General features: G+C 73.9%; 16 protein-coding genes and 1 tRNA gene. 9 read left to right on the top strand and 8 right to left on the bottom strand.

Going from position 1 to position 14,749, the window contains the following annotated elements; genetic code table 11:
• Position 1: 1 nt before the first annotated feature.
• Complete coding sequence (locus ACZ6S8_RS07130) at positions 2–865, bottom strand: SDR family oxidoreductase (protein WP_469453246.1); 864 nt, start codon at positions 863–865, stop codon at positions 2–4.
• A 56-nt stretch (positions 866–921) separates the two neighbouring features.
• Between ACZ6S8_RS07130 and ACZ6S8_RS07125 the strand changes: the two genes are divergently transcribed.
• Genes ACZ6S8_RS07125 through ACZ6S8_RS07105 form a run of 5 tightly spaced genes read left to right on the top strand, consistent with a single transcriptional unit; the run spans position 922 to position 5,329 of the window.
• Entirely contained in the window at positions 922–1,671 is a 750-nt protein-coding gene (locus tag ACZ6S8_RS07125; RefSeq protein ID WP_469453244.1) for an enoyl-CoA hydratase family protein, read from the top strand.
• Positions 1,668–2,519 (top strand): CoA transferase subunit A, encoded by an 852-nt coding sequence (locus ACZ6S8_RS07120; RefSeq protein ID WP_469453242.1) that lies wholly within the window; start codon positions 1,668–1,670, stop codon positions 2,517–2,519. The genes ACZ6S8_RS07125 and ACZ6S8_RS07120 overlap by 4 nt, the downstream gene beginning before the upstream one ends.
• Positions 2,516–3,256, top strand: a complete 741-nt coding sequence (locus ACZ6S8_RS07115) for a CoA-transferase subunit beta (protein ID WP_469453240.1) — start codon at positions 2,516–2,518, stop codon at positions 3,254–3,256. The genes ACZ6S8_RS07120 and ACZ6S8_RS07115 overlap by 4 nt, the downstream gene beginning before the upstream one ends.
• 4 nt (positions 3,257–3,260) lie before the next feature.
• A complete protein-coding gene (locus tag ACZ6S8_RS07110; RefSeq protein ID WP_469453238.1) occupies positions 3,261–4,364 on the top strand; it encodes an NAD(P)H-dependent flavin oxidoreductase in 1,104 nt (367 codons plus the stop codon).
• A gap of 29 nt (positions 4,365–4,393) precedes the next feature.
• Positions 4,394–5,329 (top strand): tyrosine-protein phosphatase, encoded by a 936-nt coding sequence (locus tag ACZ6S8_RS07105; protein WP_469453236.1) that lies wholly within the window; start codon positions 4,394–4,396, stop codon positions 5,327–5,329.
• A gap of 84 nt (positions 5,330–5,413) precedes the next feature.
• Here the strand turns inward: ACZ6S8_RS07105 and ACZ6S8_RS07100 are convergent, their stop codons facing one another.
• The 5 genes from ACZ6S8_RS07100 to ACZ6S8_RS07080 all read right to left on the bottom strand — a co-directional run bounded on the left by ACZ6S8_RS07100 (position 5,414) and on the right by ACZ6S8_RS07080 (position 10,492).
• The gene (locus ACZ6S8_RS07100) at positions 5,414–7,111 is read right to left on the bottom strand and encodes a DEAD/DEAH box helicase (RefSeq protein ID WP_469453234.1); all 1,698 of its coding nucleotides are present in this window, start codon (positions 7,109–7,111) and stop codon (positions 5,414–5,416) included.
• A 104-nt stretch (positions 7,112–7,215) separates the two neighbouring features.
• Complete coding sequence (locus ACZ6S8_RS07095; RefSeq protein ID WP_150520063.1) at positions 7,216–7,419, bottom strand: cold-shock protein; 204 nt, start codon at positions 7,417–7,419, stop codon at positions 7,216–7,218.
• Between the two features lie 399 nt (positions 7,420–7,818).
• On the bottom strand, positions 7,819–8,976 hold the full coding sequence (locus tag ACZ6S8_RS07090; RefSeq protein WP_469453232.1) for an acetyl-CoA C-acetyltransferase: 1,158 nt from the start codon (positions 8,974–8,976) through the stop codon (positions 7,819–7,821).
• Positions 8,977–8,995: 19 nt separating this feature from the next.
• The gene (locus ACZ6S8_RS07085) at positions 8,996–9,583 is read right to left on the bottom strand and encodes a TetR/AcrR family transcriptional regulator (RefSeq protein ID WP_469453593.1); all 588 of its coding nucleotides are present in this window, start codon (positions 9,581–9,583) and stop codon (positions 8,996–8,998) included.
• A 126-nt stretch (positions 9,584–9,709) separates the two neighbouring features.
• Positions 9,710–10,492, bottom strand: a complete 783-nt coding sequence (locus ACZ6S8_RS07080; protein ID WP_469453230.1) for an SDR family oxidoreductase — start codon at positions 10,490–10,492, stop codon at positions 9,710–9,712.
• Between the two features lie 116 nt (positions 10,493–10,608).
• Here ACZ6S8_RS07080 and ACZ6S8_RS07075 point away from each other — a divergent pair, with 116 nt between their 5' ends.
• Both ACZ6S8_RS07075 and ACZ6S8_RS07070 read left to right on the top strand, forming a co-directional pair.
• Positions 10,609–11,754 (top strand): acyl-CoA dehydrogenase family protein, encoded by a 1,146-nt coding sequence (locus tag ACZ6S8_RS07075; protein WP_469453228.1) that lies wholly within the window; start codon positions 10,609–10,611, stop codon positions 11,752–11,754.
• The gene (locus ACZ6S8_RS07070) at positions 11,754–12,740 is read left to right on the top strand and encodes an acyl-CoA dehydrogenase family protein (protein ID WP_469453226.1); all 987 of its coding nucleotides are present in this window, start codon (positions 11,754–11,756) and stop codon (positions 12,738–12,740) included. Before ACZ6S8_RS07075 ends, ACZ6S8_RS07070 begins: the two co-directional genes overlap by 1 nt.
• A gap of 136 nt (positions 12,741–12,876) precedes the next feature.
• On the opposite strand, the gene ACZ6S8_RS07065 is transcribed toward ACZ6S8_RS07070, so the two are convergent.
• Positions 12,877–13,218, bottom strand: a complete 342-nt coding sequence (locus ACZ6S8_RS07065) for a hypothetical protein (RefSeq protein ID WP_386521829.1) — start codon at positions 13,216–13,218, stop codon at positions 12,877–12,879.
• A 42-nt stretch (positions 13,219–13,260) separates the two neighbouring features.
• On the bottom strand, positions 13,261–13,791 hold the full coding sequence (locus ACZ6S8_RS07060; RefSeq protein ID WP_469453224.1) for a hypothetical protein: 531 nt from the start codon (positions 13,789–13,791) through the stop codon (positions 13,261–13,263).
• Positions 13,792–14,026: 235 nt separating this feature from the next.
• Between ACZ6S8_RS07060 and ACZ6S8_RS07055 the strand changes: the two genes are divergently transcribed.
• A complete protein-coding gene (locus tag ACZ6S8_RS07055; protein ID WP_469453222.1) occupies positions 14,027–14,584 on the top strand; it encodes a DUF1062 domain-containing protein in 558 nt (185 codons plus the stop codon).
• Positions 14,585–14,660: 76 nt separating this feature from the next.
• Positions 14,661–14,735 (top strand) — tRNA-Val (locus tag ACZ6S8_RS07050).
• The last annotated feature ends 14 nt before the right edge of the window (positions 14,736–14,749 follow it).

Raw genomic sequence — 14,749 nt, 5'->3', positions numbered from 1 at the left:
CTCAGTCCTCCTCGTTCGCATTCGCCGTCGCCGCATCCGTGCTCGCGGGGCCCCTGCCCGCCGCGTCCTCGGCATCCGCCGCGGCCGCCTCCTTCACCGTCTCCGCCTCCTTGTTCACCGTCGCCGCGTCCAGGAACGCCGGCCGCTCCCCGCCCCCGTGCACCAGCAGGCTGGCCCCGCTGACGTACCCGGCCCGCGGCGAGGCCAGGAACACCGCCGCCTCGCCCACGTCCGCGGGGTCCGCCAGCCGTCCCAGCGGCACGGTCGCCGCCACGGCCGCGAGGCCCGCGCCGTCCCCGTAGTGCAGATGGGACAGCTCGGTGCGCACCATGCCGAGGACGAGCGTGTTCACCCGTACCTCGGGGGCCCACTCCACGGCCATCGACCGGGCGAGGCTCTCCAGCCCCGCCTTCGCCGCCCCGTACGCGGCCGTCCCCGGCGACGGCCGGCCGCCGCTGACGCTGCCGATCATCACCACCGAGCCCCGGCTCTCGCGCAGCCACGGGTACGCGGCCAGGGAGACCGTCATCGGCGCCACCAGGTTCAGCTCGACGACCCGCGCGTGCCGCTGCGCCTCCGCCTCGCCCAGCAGCCGGTACGGGGTCCCGCCCGCGTTGTTGACCAGGCAGTCGAGCCGCCCGTACCGCTCCGCGACCCCGGCGCAGAAATCCCGCACGGCGGCGGTGTCGCGCAGGTCGAGCGCCGTGAACGAGGCTTCGCGGCCGGCCGCCGCCACCGGTTCGTCCGGCGGCCGCCGCGCGCAGACGACGACGTCCGCCCCCGCTCCGAGGAACGACCGGGCGATCCCGGCGCCGACGCCCCGGGTTCCCCCGGTGACGACGACGACCCTCCCGTCGAGCTCCATGGGCTGCTACCTTCCTCACCTAACAAATGTTTGGTGGAAAGGTAGCTGATCCTCTCATGGGTGTCTCCACCTCCGGCCCGGACCAGGGCGTCGCACTCGTCACCGTGGACTTCCCGCCCGTCAACGCCCTCCCCGTGCGCGGCTGGTACGACCTGGCCGACGCGCTGCGCGCGGCCGGCCGCGACCCGGAGGTCCGGTGCGTGGTCCTCGCCGCCGAGGGCCGCGGCTTCAACGCGGGCGTCGACATCAAGGAGATGCAGCGCGACCCCGGCCACACCTCCCTCATCGGCGCCAACCGCGGCTGCTACGAGGCCTTCGCCGCCGTGTACGAGTGCGAGGTGCCGGTGGTCGCCGCCGTGCACGGGTTCTGCCTGGGCGGCGGCATCGGGCTGGCCGGCAACGCCGACGCGATCGTCGCCTCCGACGACGCGACCTTCGGGCTGCCCGAACTGGACCGGGGCGCCCTCGGCGCCGCGACCCACCTGTCCCGCCTGGTCCCCCAGCACCTGATGCGCGCCCTCTACTACACCTCGCGCACCGCCACCGCCGCCGAACTCCACGCCCACGGCTCGGTCTGGAAGGTGGTCCCGCGCGCGGAACTGCGCGCCGCCGCCCTGGAGCTGGCCGCCGAGATCGCACGGAAGGACGGCTGCCTGATCCGCCTGGCCAAGGCCGCCATCAACGGCATCGACCCCGTCGACGTACGCCGCAGCTACCGCTTCGAGCAGGGCTTCACCTTCGAGGCCAACCTCAGCGGCGTGGCCGACCGGGTCCGTGACACCTTCGGGAAGGAAGCGACCCCGTGACCGACAAGACGATGACCCCCGACGAGGTGGTCGGGCAGCTCCGCAGCGGAATGACCCTCGGCATCGGCGGCTGGGGCTCGCGGCGCAAGCCCATGGCGCTGGTGCGGGCACTGCTCCGTTCGGAGATCACCGATCTCACCGTGATCGCGTACGGCGGCCCCGATGTCGGCCTGCTGGCGGCCGCGGGACGGATCCGGCGGCTCGTCGCCCCCTTCGCCACCCTGGACTCCATTCCGCTGGAGCCCCACTTCCGGGCCGCCCGCGAGCGCGCCGCCTTCGCCCTCACCGAGCTCGACGAGGCCATGTTCATGTGGGGCCTGCACGCCGCCGCGAACCGGCTGCCCTTCCTGCCCGTGCGGGCCGGTCTCGGCTCCGACGTGATGCGGGTCAACCCGGAGCTGCGGACCGTGACCTCCCCGTACGGCGACGGCGAGGAGCTCGTCGCCGTGCCCGCCCTGCGCATGGACGCCGCCCTGGTCCACCTCAACCGCGCCGACCGCCTCGGCAACGGCCAGTACCTGGGCCCGGACCCGTACTTCGACGACCTCTTCTGCGAGGCCGCCGACGCCGCGTACGTCTCCTGCGAGCAGCTCGTCGAGACCGCCGAGCTCTCCAAGGCCGGACCCCCGCAGTCCCTCCTGGTCAGCCGCCACTGCGTCACCGGCGTCGTCGAGACCCCGAACGGCGCGCACTTCACCTCCTGCGCCCCCGACTACGGCCGCGACGAGGCCTTCCAGAAGCTGTACGCGACCACCCCCTGGCCCGAGTTCGCCGCCCGCTTCCTCTCCGGCGCGGGCGAGCACGACTACCAGTCCGCCGTCCGGACCTGGCACGAGGAGCAGCAGTGACCGCCCCGACGACCACCCGTGCCGAGTACTGCGTGATCGCCTGCGCCGAGGCCTGGCGCGGCGACGGCGAGGTGCTCGCCAGCCCCATGGGGCTGATCCCCTCCTTCGGCGCCCGCCTCGCCAAGCGGACGTTCTCCCCCGACCTGCTGCTGACCGACGGCGAGGCCATGCTCGTGGGGCTGGACGGCACGGCCGAGGGGTGGCTGCCGTACCGCCGGCACCTGGCGATGGTCACCGGCGGAAAGCGGCACGTGATGATGGGCGCCAGCCAGATCGACCGGTTCGGCAACCAGAACATCTCCTGCATCGGCGACTGGGAGCAGCCGTCCCGTCAGCTCCTGGGCGTGCGCGGCGCGCCCGTCAACACCCTGAACAACCCGGTGAGCTACTGGATCCCGAAGCATTCCCCCCGGGTGTTCGTCGCGCGCGTGGACATGGTCAGCGGGGTGGGCTACGACCGCGCCGAGGCGGCGGGCCCCTCGGCCACCCGCTACCACCGGCTCCCCCGGGTCGTCAGCGACCTCGGCGTCTTCGACTTCTCCGGACCCGGCCGCTCGATGCGCCTGGTGTCGGTGCACCCCGGGGTCACCGTGGAGCAGGTCCGGGCCGCCACCGGCTTCGAGCTGGCCGCCGCGGACGAGGTCCCGTACACGCGGGAGCCGAGCGGGGAGGAGCTGCGGCTGATCCGCGAAGTGATCGATCCCCGGGGCTCGCGCGACCGGGAAGTGCGGGGCTGATCCGATGGAGACGGCGTTCACGAAGCTGGTCGGGGTCCGGTACCCGATCGTGCAGACCGGCATGGGCTGGGTGGCCGGCCCGCGCCTGGTGGCGGGCGCGGCCAACGCGGGCGCGCTCGGCATCCTGGCCTCCGCGACGATGACCCTGGACCAGCTGCGGTCGGCGGTCCGCGAGGTCAGGTCCCGCATCCCGGAGGGGACCCCCTTCGGGGTCAACCTGCGGGCGGACGCCGGGGACGCGGCCGAGCGGGCCCGGCTGATCATCGACGAGGGGGTCCGGGTCGCGTCCTTCGCCCTCGCCCCCTCGCCGGAGCTGATCGCGCTCCTCAAGGACGCGGGCGTGGTCGTCGTCCCGTCCGTCGGGGCCCGCCGGCACGCCGAGAAGGTCGCCGCCTGGGGCGCCGACGCGGTGATCGTGCAGGGTGGCGAGGGCGGCGGTCACACCGGCGACGTGGCCACGACCGTCCTGCTGCCCCAGGTCGTGGACGCCGTGGACGTCCCGGTCGTCGCGGCGGGCGGCTTCGCCGACGGCCGCGGTCTGGTCGCGGCGCTGGCGTACGGGGCCGCGGGCATCGCCATGGGCACCCGCTTCCTGCTGACCTCCGACTCCACCGTGCCGGACGCGGTCAAGGCGCGGTACCTGCGGGCCGCGGTCAAGGACGTCACCGTCACCACCGCCGTCGACGGCCTTCCGCACCGGATGCTGCGCTCCCCGCTGGTGGACTCCCTGGAGCGGGCGGGCCGTACCCGGGCGCTGGCGCGGGCGGTCCGCCACGCGGCGGGCTTCCGGAAGCTCTCCGGCCTCACCTGGTCGCAGATGGTGCGCGACGGGCTGGCCATGAAGCACGGCAAGGACCTGTCCTGGAGCCAGGTCCTGCTCGCCGCGAACACCCCCATGCTCCTCAAGGCGTCCATGGTCGAGGGCCGTACGGACCTCGGAGTCATGGCATCGGGCCAGGTCGCGGGGGTGATCGACGACCTCCCGTCCTGCGCGGAGCTCGTCTCCCGCGTCATGGCGGAGGCGTATGACGTGCTGGAACGGCTGCACGGCGCCCACCCCCCGCACCCGCACCCGCACCCGCACGGCACCCTGCCACCACCAGGATGACCCCTTCTCCGCTACAGGAGTCGCATCAGATGAGCCGTGCCCGAATCCGTCTGGCGACCGCGGCGCTCGTCTCCGCCCTCGCCTTCGGGACCCTCCCCGCCTCCGCGTACGCCGCGGCGGGCCCGGATGCCGGGGCCAGTGCCCGGCACCACGGGTCCCACCCCTCCGCAGAAACGATTCATCACATCCCGCTGCAGGGCGCCGTCAACGTCCGGGACGTCGGCGGCCAGCGCACCTACACCGGGGGCCGGGTCCGCCTCGGCCTCGTCTACCGCGCCGACGCGCTGAGCAAGCTGACCCCCGCCGACCTCACCACCGTCTCCGGGCTGGGCCTGGGCAGGGTCGTGGACTTCCGGATCCCCATGGAGATCCAGTACGACGGCCCCGACAGACTGCCCGCCGGCCTCACCGCGACCCCGCGCCCGGTCAGCGACCTCGGCCTCTACGGAACCCTCGTCGGCGCCATCGCCAGCGGCGATCCGGTGACCCAGGAACAGATGCTGGGCGGCGGCCGCGCCGAGGCCTACATGCGCGACATCTACCGCACCTTCGTGACCAGCCCGGAGAGCCGGGCGCAGTTCGCGGCCACCCTGCGGGAGATCGCCGACGGCCGGCAGGGCCCGATCCTGTACCACTGCACCTCGGGCAAGGACCGCACTGGCTGGATGAGCTACGTGCTGCTCCGCGCCCTCGCCGTTCCGGAGGGCGCCGCCGAGCGCGACTACCTGGCGTCCAACACCTACCGCGCCGCGTACGACGCCCAGCTGCGGGCGGGCCTCAAGCAGTCCGGGCGGATGCAGAACCCGGACCTGCTGATCCCGCTCCAGGAGGTCCGCCAGGACTACCTGGACGCGGCGACGGCCCGGATGGAGGCCGAGTACGGCGGCTTCTACGGCTACCTCACCGACGGCCTCGGCCTGGACCTGCGGACCCTGGCGAAGCTCCAGTCCCGGATGGTCCGCTGACCGCAGCGCCCCGGGTACGGCGAAACGCCGGGCAGCGCGCGTGCGCTGCCCGGCGTCCCGGTGTTCGTACGAGGTGCCCCGCCGTCAGGCGGAGCGGCGCCGGGCCTGGCCCGGACCGCCGACGCGGCTGCGGGCCGAAGCCGCCGCCGCACCGCCGGAGGCGCCGCCCCCGGTGCGCCGTCCGCGCTCGCCGGAGCCGGCGGCCGCGGCACCCTGGCCGCCCTGGCCGCGACGGGGCTGGCCCGAGGCGGATCCGGCACCCTGACCGGCGGCGCCGCCGCCGCCCGTCCGGCGTCCGCGCGTACCGGCGGCCGGAGCCGCGCCCGCGGCGGAACCGGTGCGCGGGCCGGCCGAGCGGCGGCGACCGCCACCGCCGGCGCCGTTGCCCGAGGCCGGCTTCGACGCGGAACGCTGCCGCGGCGGGGTCGGCTGCGGCACGTCCAGCACCACCGGGATGCCCGAGGGCTCCTTGGCGCCGGTCAGCCGGGCCAGCTCCTCGTCGGAGGACTTGATCTGGGCCGTGCGCGGGGAGATCCCGGCGTCCGACATCAGGCGGGTCATGTCCCGCTTCTGGTCGGGCAGCACCAGGGTGACCACGCTGCCGGACTCGCCGGCCCGGGCGGTGCGGCCACCGCGGTGCAGGTAGTCCTTGTGGTCGGTCGGCGGGTCCACGTTGACGACGAGGTCGAGGTCGTCGATGTGGATGCCGCGCGCCGCGACGTTGGTGGCCACCAGCGCGGTGACCTCGCCCGTCTTGAACCAGTCCAGGGTCCGGTTGCGCTGCGGCTGCGAGCGCCCGCCGTGCAGGCCGGAGGCGCGGACGCCGTCCGCCAGGAGCTTCTTGACCATGCGGTCGACACCGCGCTTGGTGTCCACGAACATGATCACCCGGCCGTCGCGAGCGGCTATGCGCGTCGCCACGGCCTTCTTGTCGGTCTCGTCCATGACGTACAGGACGTGGTGCTCCATGGTGGTGACCGCACCGGCCGACGGGTCGACGGAGTGGCCGACCGGGTCGGTGAGGAACATCTTGACGAGCTTGTCGATGTTCTTGTCCAGCGTCGCCGAGAACAGCATCCGCTGGCCGTCCGCCCGGACCTGCTTCAGCAGGGCGGTGACCTGCGGCATGAAGCCCATGTCGGTCATCTGGTCGGCCTCGTCGAGGACGGTGATCTCCACCTGCGAGAGGTCGGCGTCACCGCGCTCGATGAGGTCCTTCAGACGGCCGGGGGTGGCGACGAGGACCTCGGCGCCGCGGCGCAGGGCGCCCGACTGCCGGTTGATCGACATGCCGCCGACGACGGTCGCGATGCGCAGGTTGACGGACGTGGCGTACGGCGCCAGCGCGTCGGTCACCTGCTGCGCGAGCTCGCGGGTGGGTACGAGGACCAGCGCGAGCGGGGCCTTGGGCTCCGCGCGGCGGCCGGCGGTACGGGCCAGCAGTGCCAGGCCGAAGGCCAGCGTCTTGCCGGACCCGGTGCGGCCGCGGCCGAGCAGGTCACGGCCGACGAGCGAGTTCGGCAGCGTGGCGGACTGGATCGGGAACGGCGAGGTGACGCCCTGGGCGGCGAGGGTCTTCAGCAGCGCCTCGGGCATGTCCATGTCCTCGAACGCCTCGACCGGCGGCAGCGCCGGGGTCAGCGGTTCGGGCATGGTGAATTCTTGGGGCCTGGCCACGGGGGCGGACTTCTGCCGTCCCGCGCCAGCCTTCGGACGTCCCTGGGCCGCACCTCGACCCCGGGTGGGGCGGCGGCTGGGTCGTGCGGAGCTGGAGCTGGTCATGCGGAAAACGCCCTCCTGAAACCGGCAGGTACAACAAGCAGTCGAAACAGCAGACAAGCCGGGGTCCGCACCGTCACGGTGCGGACCCCGGCGTGCTGAAAAAATTAGGCGGGGAGGATGTTCTCCGCCTGGGGGCCCTTCTGGCCCTGCGTCACGTCGAAGGACACGCGCTGGCCCTCCTGGAGCTCACGGAAGCCCTGGGTGGCGATGTTCGAGTAGTGGGCGAAGACGTCCGGGCCGCCACCGTCCTGCTCGATGAAGCCGAAGCCCTTTTCCGAGTTGAACCACTTCACGGTGCCAAGTGCCATTTTGAATCTCCTGAATAGGCGGCAAAGGGCCCCATCCGGAGATTCCGGCAAAACAATAAAAGCGCCTGTCGGAGCAATCCCGTCAGGCGCACATAAAGTTCATGGGTACCACAACTGCAACGAGCTCTAAGCTAGCACACGTCCGCGGGGGTGTGCGCCCGCGAGGGTGTGACCTGCACCCTTCTCCGCGGGGAGCCCCGGCGGAGAGGACCGGCGGCGGGGTCGCGGAGCAGAGCGGGGAAGCCCCGTACGACGAGGGTTCCGCGAGGTCCGCCGCCCTTCCGGACCGCTTTCCGGCCGGTCCGCGCAGGGCGTCCCGGGACCGCCGGAAAACAATGCGACCGGACAGATGAACGAGGGGTGGGCGGGGCCGGGGCGGCCCCGCCCGCAGGGACCGGACTACAGCCGTTCGATGATCGTCACGTTGGCCTGGCCGCCGCCCTCGCACATGGTCTGGAGGCCGAAGCGGCCCCCCGTCCGCTCCAGCTCGTGCAGGAGCGTGGTCATCAGCTTCACGCCGGTCGCCCCGAGCGGGTGGCCCAGGGCGATCGCGCCGCCGTTGACGTTGACCCGCTCCGGGTCCGCCCCGGTCTCCTTCAGCCAGGCGAGGACCACCGGGGCGAAGGCCTCGTTGATCTCCACCAGGTCGATGTCCGCCAGCGACATGCCGGTCTTCTTCAGCGCGTACGCGGTGGCGGGGATCGGCGCCGACAGCATCCGGATGGGGTCCTCGCCGCGCACCGAGAGGTGGTGGATGCGGGCCCGGGGCCGCAGACCGTGTTCCCGTACCGCCCGTTCGGAGGCGATCAGCATCGCCGCCGCGCCGTCCGAGACCTGGGAGGAGACGGCCGCGGTGATGGTGCCGCCCTCGACGACCGGCTTCAGGCCCGCCATCTTCTCCAGCGTCGTGTCCCGGCGGGGTCCCTCGTCCGCCGTCACGTCCCCGTACGCCACCGTCTCGCGGTCGAAGCGGCCCTCGTCGATCGCGCGCAGCGCCCGCCGGTGCGAGCGCAGGGCGAACTCCTCCATGTCCCGGCGGGTGATCCCCCACTTCTCGGCGATGAGCTGGGCGCCGTGGAACTGGTTCACGGGGGCGTCGCCGTAGCGCGCCCGCCAGCCCGCCGATCCGGCGTACGGGCCCTCGGTGAGGCCGAGGGGTTCCGCCGCCTGCCGCGAGGCGAAGGCGATCGGGATCATCGACATGTTCTGGGTGCCGCCCGCGACCACCAGGTCCTGGGTGCCGGAGAGCACGCCCTGCGCCGCGAAGTGCACCGCCTGCTGCGAGGAACCGCACTGCCGGTCGACGGTGACGCCCGGCACCTCCTCGGGGAGGCCCGCCGCCAGCCAGGCGGTCCGGGCGATGTCGCCCGCCTGCGGGCCGACCGTGTCGAGGCAGCCGAACACGACGTCCTCCACCGCCGCCGGGTCGATGCCCGAGCGGTCGACCAGTGCCCTCAGGACGTGCGCGCCCAGGTCGGCCGGGTGGACCGCCGACAGGCCGCCCTTGCGCCGTCCCACGGGGGTGCGTACGGCGTCGACTATGTAGGCCTCGGGCATCGGGACTCCTCTGGGTGGGTTACGTGCGCAGGGCGATCCCGTCCAGCACCATCGACAGGTACTGGCGGGCGATCTCCTCGGGACTGTGCAGGCCGCCCGGCCGGTACCAGGAGGCCGCCACCCACACCGTGTCGCGCACGAACCGGTAGGTGAGGCGGATGTCGAGGTCGGCCCGGAAGACCTTGGCCGCGACCCCCCGCTCCAGCGTCCCGAGCCACGCCTTCTCGAACTTCTGCTGCGAGTCGGAGAGGTAGTGGAAGCGGGGCTGCGCGGAGAGGGTGCGGGACTCCTTCTGGTAGATCGCGACGGCGGCGCGGTGCCGGTCGATCTCCCGGAAGGACTCGGTGACGAGGGCCTCGATGGTCTCCCTGGGGCCGAGGCCGCCGGCGAGGACGGTGTCGTAGCCCTCCCACAGTTCGGTGAGGAAGGCCGACAGGATCTCGTCGAGCATCGATTCCTTCGAATCGAAGTGGTAGTAGAGGCTGCCGGCGAGCATCCCGGCGGCGTCGGCGATCTTGCGGACGGTGGTGGCGTTGTATCCCTGCGCGGCGAAGACCTCGGCGGCGACGGCGAGGAGTTCGCGGCGGCGCTCGGGCGACGCGGTCACCTGCGGCTTCTTCGGGGCGGTCCGCTTCTTCGGGACGGTCCGCTTCTTCCCGGCCGTCGGCCCGTTCTCGGCTGTCGGCTGGTTCGCGGCGTTCGGCTGGTTCGTTGGCACGCGCCCATTCTGGGCCTACGCGTGCTGGCTGCTGACCGAGACGGTCTCGCCCGTCATGTACGACGAGTAGCCGCTGGCCAGGAAGACGATGACGTTGGCGACCTCCCAGGGTTCCGCGTGGCGGCCGAAGGCCTCGCGGGCGGTGAGTTCGGCGAGCAGTTCCTCGCTCGTGACCTTCACCAGGTGCGGGTGCATGGCCAGGCTCGGGGCGACGGCGTTGACGCGTACGCCGAACTCGGCCGCCTCCAGGGCCGCGCAGCGGGTCAGCGCCATCACCCCGGCCTTGGCGGCGGCGTAGTGGGCCTGTCCGGTCTGGGCGCGCCAGCCCATGACGGAGGCGTTGTTGACGACGACCCCGCCCTGTCCGGAGGCCCGGAACGAGCGCAGTGCGGCGCGGGTGCAGCGGAAGGTCCCGTTCAGGGTGACGTCGAGGACGCGGGACCACTGCTCGTCGGTCATGTCGACGAGGGACGCCGTGCCGCCGAGGCCGGCGTTGTTGACGACGGCGTCGAGGCGGCCGTGGGTCCGTTCGGCGAGCGCGAAGAGGGCCCGTACCTGCTCCTCGTCGGTGACGTCGCAGGGCAGGGAGGCGACGCGGTCCGCGCCGAACTCGGCGGCGAGCGCGGTCTCGGTCTCCTTCAGGCGGCGAACGTGGGCGTCGCCGATGACGATGCGGGCGCCCTCCTCCAGGAAGCGGCGGGCGGTGGCCCCGCCGATGCCGGCTCCGGCGGCGGCGGTGATGACGGCGGTGCGGCCGTTCAGCAGGCCGTGGCCGGGGACGTAGTCGGGCGCGGTCATGCGCGTGCCTCCCGGGCTCCGGACCCGGTGCGGAACTGCTCGACGCTGCTCATGGCCGTACGTTAACCTACCAAACACTTGTTAGGGAAGGACGTACGGATGGAGGCGAACCTCTGATGGACCTGACCCAGACGGCGCGGACCCTGGCCTTCCGGGCGGAGGCCCGGGCCTGGCTCGCCGCCCACGTCCCGGCGGTCCCCCTGCCCTCCCTGGAGACGGCGGAGGGATTCGCCGCCCACCGCGCGTGGGAGGCCCTGCTGCACGCGGACCGCTGGTCGGCGGTGTCCTGGCCCGAGGAGTACGGCGGCCGGGGCGCGGACCTCGTGCAGTGGCTGGTCTTCGAGGAGGAGTACTGGGCGGCGGGCGCGCCCGGCCGGGTCTCGCAGAACGGCGTCAACCTGCTGGCCCCGACCCTCTTCGACCACGCGAGCGCGGAGCAGCGGGCGCGGGTGCTGCCCGCGATGGCGAGCGGCGCGGAGATCTGGGCGCAGGCCTGGTCGGAGCCGGAGGCGGGCTCCGACCTGGCGTCGCTGACCTCGCGGGCGGTCCGTACGGAGGGCGGCTGGCTGCTGTCCGGGCAGAAGACCTGGTCCTCGCGGGCCGCCTTCGCCGACCGGGCGTTCGGCATCTTCCGTACGGATCCGGACGCGCCGAAGCCGCACCAGGGGCTGACGTACCTGATGTTCGACCTGCGGGCGCCGGGGGTGACGGTGCGGCCCATCGGGCGCCTGGACGGCAAGCCCGCCTTCGCAGAGCTGTTCCTCGACGGGGTGTTCGTGCCGGACCGGGACGTGATCGGGGAGCCGGGGCAGGGCTGGCGGATCGCCATGTCGACCACGGGCAACGAACGCGGCCTGACCCTGCGCGCTCCGGGCCGCTTCCTGGCGGCCGCGGACCGTCTGGTGGGCCTGTGGGAGGCGGCCGGCGATCCGGCGGACACGGCGCTGCGGGACCGGGTGGCGGACGCGGTCGTCGGGGCCCGCGCGTACGAGCTGTTCACCTGGGCGAACGCCTCGCGGGTCGCGGCGGGCCGGACGATCGGCGCCGAGTCCAGCCTGAACAAGGTGTTCTGGTCGCAGTACGACATCGCCCTGCACGAGACGGCGCTGGACCTGCTGGGGCCGGACGCGGAGCTCGCCGAGGGCGAGTGGGCCGAACCGTGGGTCTTCTCGCTGGCCGGGCCGATCTACGCGGGCACCAACGAGATCCAGCGCGACATCATCGCCGAGCGCCTGCTCGGCCTCCCGAAGGGCCGCCGCTGATGCGCTTCCTGCCGACCGACGAGCAGGCGGACTTCGCCCGTACGCTGCGCTCGCTGCTGGCCGCCGCCGACGTGCCGGCCGCGGTACGGGACTGGGCCGGCGGGCGGCACGCGCCCGGCCGGGCGCTCTGGTCGAGGCTCGCGGACGCGGGGCTGTTCGCGCTGGCCGTGCCGGAGGCATACGCGGGCCTGGGGCCGCTGCCGTCGGAGCTCGCGCTGGGCTTCGTGGAGCTGGGCCGGGCGGGGGTGCCGGGGCCCGTGGTGGAGACGGCGGCCGCCTGCGTCCTGCTGGCGGGGCTGGAGGAGGAGGCCCTGGCCGAGCGGTTCCTGCCGGGGCTCGCCGGGGGCGGGGCCGCGGCGACGCTGACGCTGCCGGGCGGGAGCCCGTACGCCCTGGACGCGGACGCGGCCGCGTACTGCTTCACGGTGTCGGGCGCGGGCGAGCTCCGGCTGACCGCGGGCGGCGGTCCGCTCCTGGCCTCGACGGATCCGGCCCGGCGGCTGTCCGTCCCGCCGGCCGGGGGCGAACTGCTGGCCGCCGGGCCCCGGGTGCTGGAGGCGGCGCGGACGGCCGCGCGGTGGGCGCGGCTGCTGACGGCGGCCCAGTGCCTGGGCGTCGGCGGGGCGCTGCTGGACCGGACCGTGGAGTACGCGAAGCAGCGCACCCAGTTCGGGGTGCCGATCGGCGGCTTCCAGGCGGTCAAGCACCGGCTGGCGGACACCCTGCTGGGGCTGGAGTTCGCCCGGCCCCTGGTGTGGGCGGCGGCGCTGTCCCTGGACCCGGCCGACGTGGCGGCGGCGAAGCTGACCGCCGGGGAGTCGGCGTACCGGGCGGCGATGTCGGCGCTCCAGCTGCACGGGGCGGTCGGCTACACCGAGGAGCTGGACCTGTCCCTGTGGCTGCGCAAGGCCCGCCCGCTGCGGGACGCGTGGGGGACGCCGTCGGCCTGCCGGGCGGACGTCCTCGCGGCGCGCGGGAGCGGGTGAGGCGCGGCCGGCAGGGGACGGGGGCGGGTACGGCGGCCGTTCATTTCGGTGTTCCGGGGGGCCGGACCCCCGCCCGGCGGGCCGGGGTCCGGTCCGGCGGACGGGGGTGCCGGGGTCCCGGCTTCCGCGGCGGGGGTCAGCGGAAGGCGTGCACGACCTCGATGCGGCCGACGATGTGCGCGTTGAACTCGGGCAGGTCCTCGGCGGGGACCCACAGCTCCAGGATCGTCTCGCCGCCCGCCTGCCGGACCGGGTAGCGGGCCAGGAAGGCGGAGTCGACCTCGAACCGGGTCACGAAGCCGGCGCCGTCGTGCGTGACGTTCCAGTCGCGGGCGATGCGGGTCGCGTAGTCCTCGTTGAGGACCGGGTAGAAGATCGGCTGCTCCGGGAGCCGCGGCGGCCAGGCCTTCCAGTCGGCGGCGCGGACCAGGTCGAGCTCGACGGGGCCCGTCGGGCGCCAGAGGGTGGTGGTGGACATCCGCCGAGGTTAAGGCGTGCCGTGCGGCCGGGCGAGCGGGTTTCAGTACCGGGACCTGCGCAAGGAGTACCGGATCAGGGCGGCCGTCTGGAGGACGAGCAGGGCGGCGGTGGCCGCCGTCTGCCACAGCGGCCGCTCGGGGCGCCCGCCGGGGGCCCATGCGGGGCCGTGGGGGTCCGCGGTCACCGTCAGCCGGGCGCCGACCGGCAGGTCGCTCGCCAGCGGGCCGGGCAGGTCGCGGCCGGCCTCCGTGCGCAGCCGCAGCGACGGGGAGGAGCCGGAGCCGTCCTGCGCCGTCGTCCGGGAGGTGACGACGGCCTGCTCCTCCCGGCCCCGCTCGTGCAGGGTGTGGAGGTCCCAGGCGGCTCCCCCGGCCACCACGACGCCCACCGCGACGAGCGCGAGCGCGGTGCGGGCGACGAACTCCGCCCCGGTGCCGTGGGGTACGGCCGCGCCGATGACGAACACGGCGAGCAGTACCGGGATCCAGGGTCCCCCCGGCCCGCGCAACAGCAGGACGGCACCGAACTCGGCTGCCAGGAGCAGGCAGTTGCGCAGCAGCAGGCCAGACATGGACACATCATGCACGCGCGCCGCGGGCGCCTGCCCGGCGGGGCGACACCCGGCCCGAAAACCGGTGGAGCCGCCCTCCCGCGGGCCGTTACCGTGCTCCCGCCCGCAGTCGCCCCGGCAAGGACGTGCCGTTGTACACCAAGTGAGACCCCCCGAGCGCTGAACCGTCGCGCGTCGCACCCGTGCGGCGTGCTCCTTTTCGCTGCGGTCTTCTCACTGGAACCGGTGTACCTCTGTGTCCGAAACCTGGGTGGTCCTGCCCACCTGCCTGCCGACAGTCCTCCGCCCTTGCCACAGGTGCGCCTCCGGGCGCTTCCGGGCGGACGGAAAGTTCCGTCTCAACGCGCACCACAAGCTCCTCGACGCCTGGCTCCTCGCCCGCTGCACCCGGTGCGGGGACACCACCCGGCTCACGTTCCTGGAGCGGGTGAACGTGCGGTCCGTACGGCCCGCGCTCCTGGACCTGCTGCACGGCAACGACCCCGGCCTGGCGGCCGAACTGCTCCAGGACCCGGTGGTGCTGCGCCGCAACCGGGTCGCCCTCGACTGGGACGGCGCGTGGCGCCTCGACCGCGGCGCGCCGGAGCGCCGTCTGCCGCCGGAGGGCGAGGCGGTCGAGGTGTCGGTCCGCTTCGCCGCGCCGATACCCGTACGGCCGGTGCGGCTGGTCGCCGAAGGGTTCGGCCTGTCGCGGGCCGGGGCCGAGCGGCTGCTCGCCGGGGGGAACCTCGTGTCGGCGGTCCGCCTGAGCGGCCGGCGTTCGGCCGACTTCGCGTTCACGTTCAAGCGCTGAGCCCGTCCGTCCCGGGGCCCGTCCGGCGATATCCGTTCGCCCGGACGGGCCCCGGGGTTTAGGGTCGGCGTCAAGGGCGGGGTCGTAGCACAGAGGCAGTGCGCCTACACGACATGGAGGAGGACGCCGGTTCGAATCCGGCCGCCCCGCCCCCTTACTCCCCCG

Source organism: Streptomyces sp. NPDC048461 (assembly GCF_055587105.1).
This window is presented reverse-complemented; position numbering and strand designations above follow the sequence as displayed.

Excerpts from the sequence above, each read along its gene's own strand:
- ACZ6S8_RS07130 (WP_469453246.1), bottom strand. The coding sequence starts at position 865 with ATGGAGCTCGACGGGAGGGTCGTCGTCGTCACCGGGGGAACCCGGGGC.
- ACZ6S8_RS07125 (WP_469453244.1), top strand. The coding sequence starts at position 922 with ATGGGTGTCTCCACCTCCGGCCCGGACCAGGGCGTCGCACTCGTCACC.
- ACZ6S8_RS07110 (WP_469453238.1), top strand. The coding sequence starts at position 3,261 with ATGGAGACGGCGTTCACGAAGCTGGTCGGGGTCCGGTACCCGATCGTG.
- ACZ6S8_RS07105 (WP_469453236.1), top strand. The coding sequence starts at position 4,394 with ATGAGCCGTGCCCGAATCCGTCTGGCGACCGCGGCGCTCGTCTCCGCC.
- ACZ6S8_RS07100 (WP_469453234.1), bottom strand. The coding sequence starts at position 7,111 with ATGACCAGCTCCAGCTCCGCACGACCCAGCCGCCGCCCCACCCGGGGT.
- ACZ6S8_RS07095 (WP_150520063.1), bottom strand. The coding sequence starts at position 7,419 with ATGGCACTTGGCACCGTGAAGTGGTTCAACTCGGAAAAGGGCTTCGGC.
- ACZ6S8_RS07090 (WP_469453232.1), bottom strand. The coding sequence starts at position 8,976 with ATGCCCGAGGCCTACATAGTCGACGCCGTACGCACCCCCGTGGGACGG.
- ACZ6S8_RS07080 (WP_469453230.1), bottom strand. The coding sequence starts at position 10,492 with ATGACCGCGCCCGACTACGTCCCCGGCCACGGCCTGCTGAACGGCCGC.
- ACZ6S8_RS07075 (WP_469453228.1), top strand. The coding sequence starts at position 10,609 with ATGGACCTGACCCAGACGGCGCGGACCCTGGCCTTCCGGGCGGAGGCC.
- ACZ6S8_RS07070 (WP_469453226.1), top strand. The coding sequence starts at position 11,754 with ATGCGCTTCCTGCCGACCGACGAGCAGGCGGACTTCGCCCGTACGCTG.
- ACZ6S8_RS07065 (WP_386521829.1), bottom strand. The coding sequence starts at position 13,218 with ATGTCCACCACCACCCTCTGGCGCCCGACGGGCCCCGTCGAGCTCGAC.
- ACZ6S8_RS07060 (WP_469453224.1), bottom strand. The coding sequence starts at position 13,791 with ATGTCTGGCCTGCTGCTGCGCAACTGCCTGCTCCTGGCAGCCGAGTTC.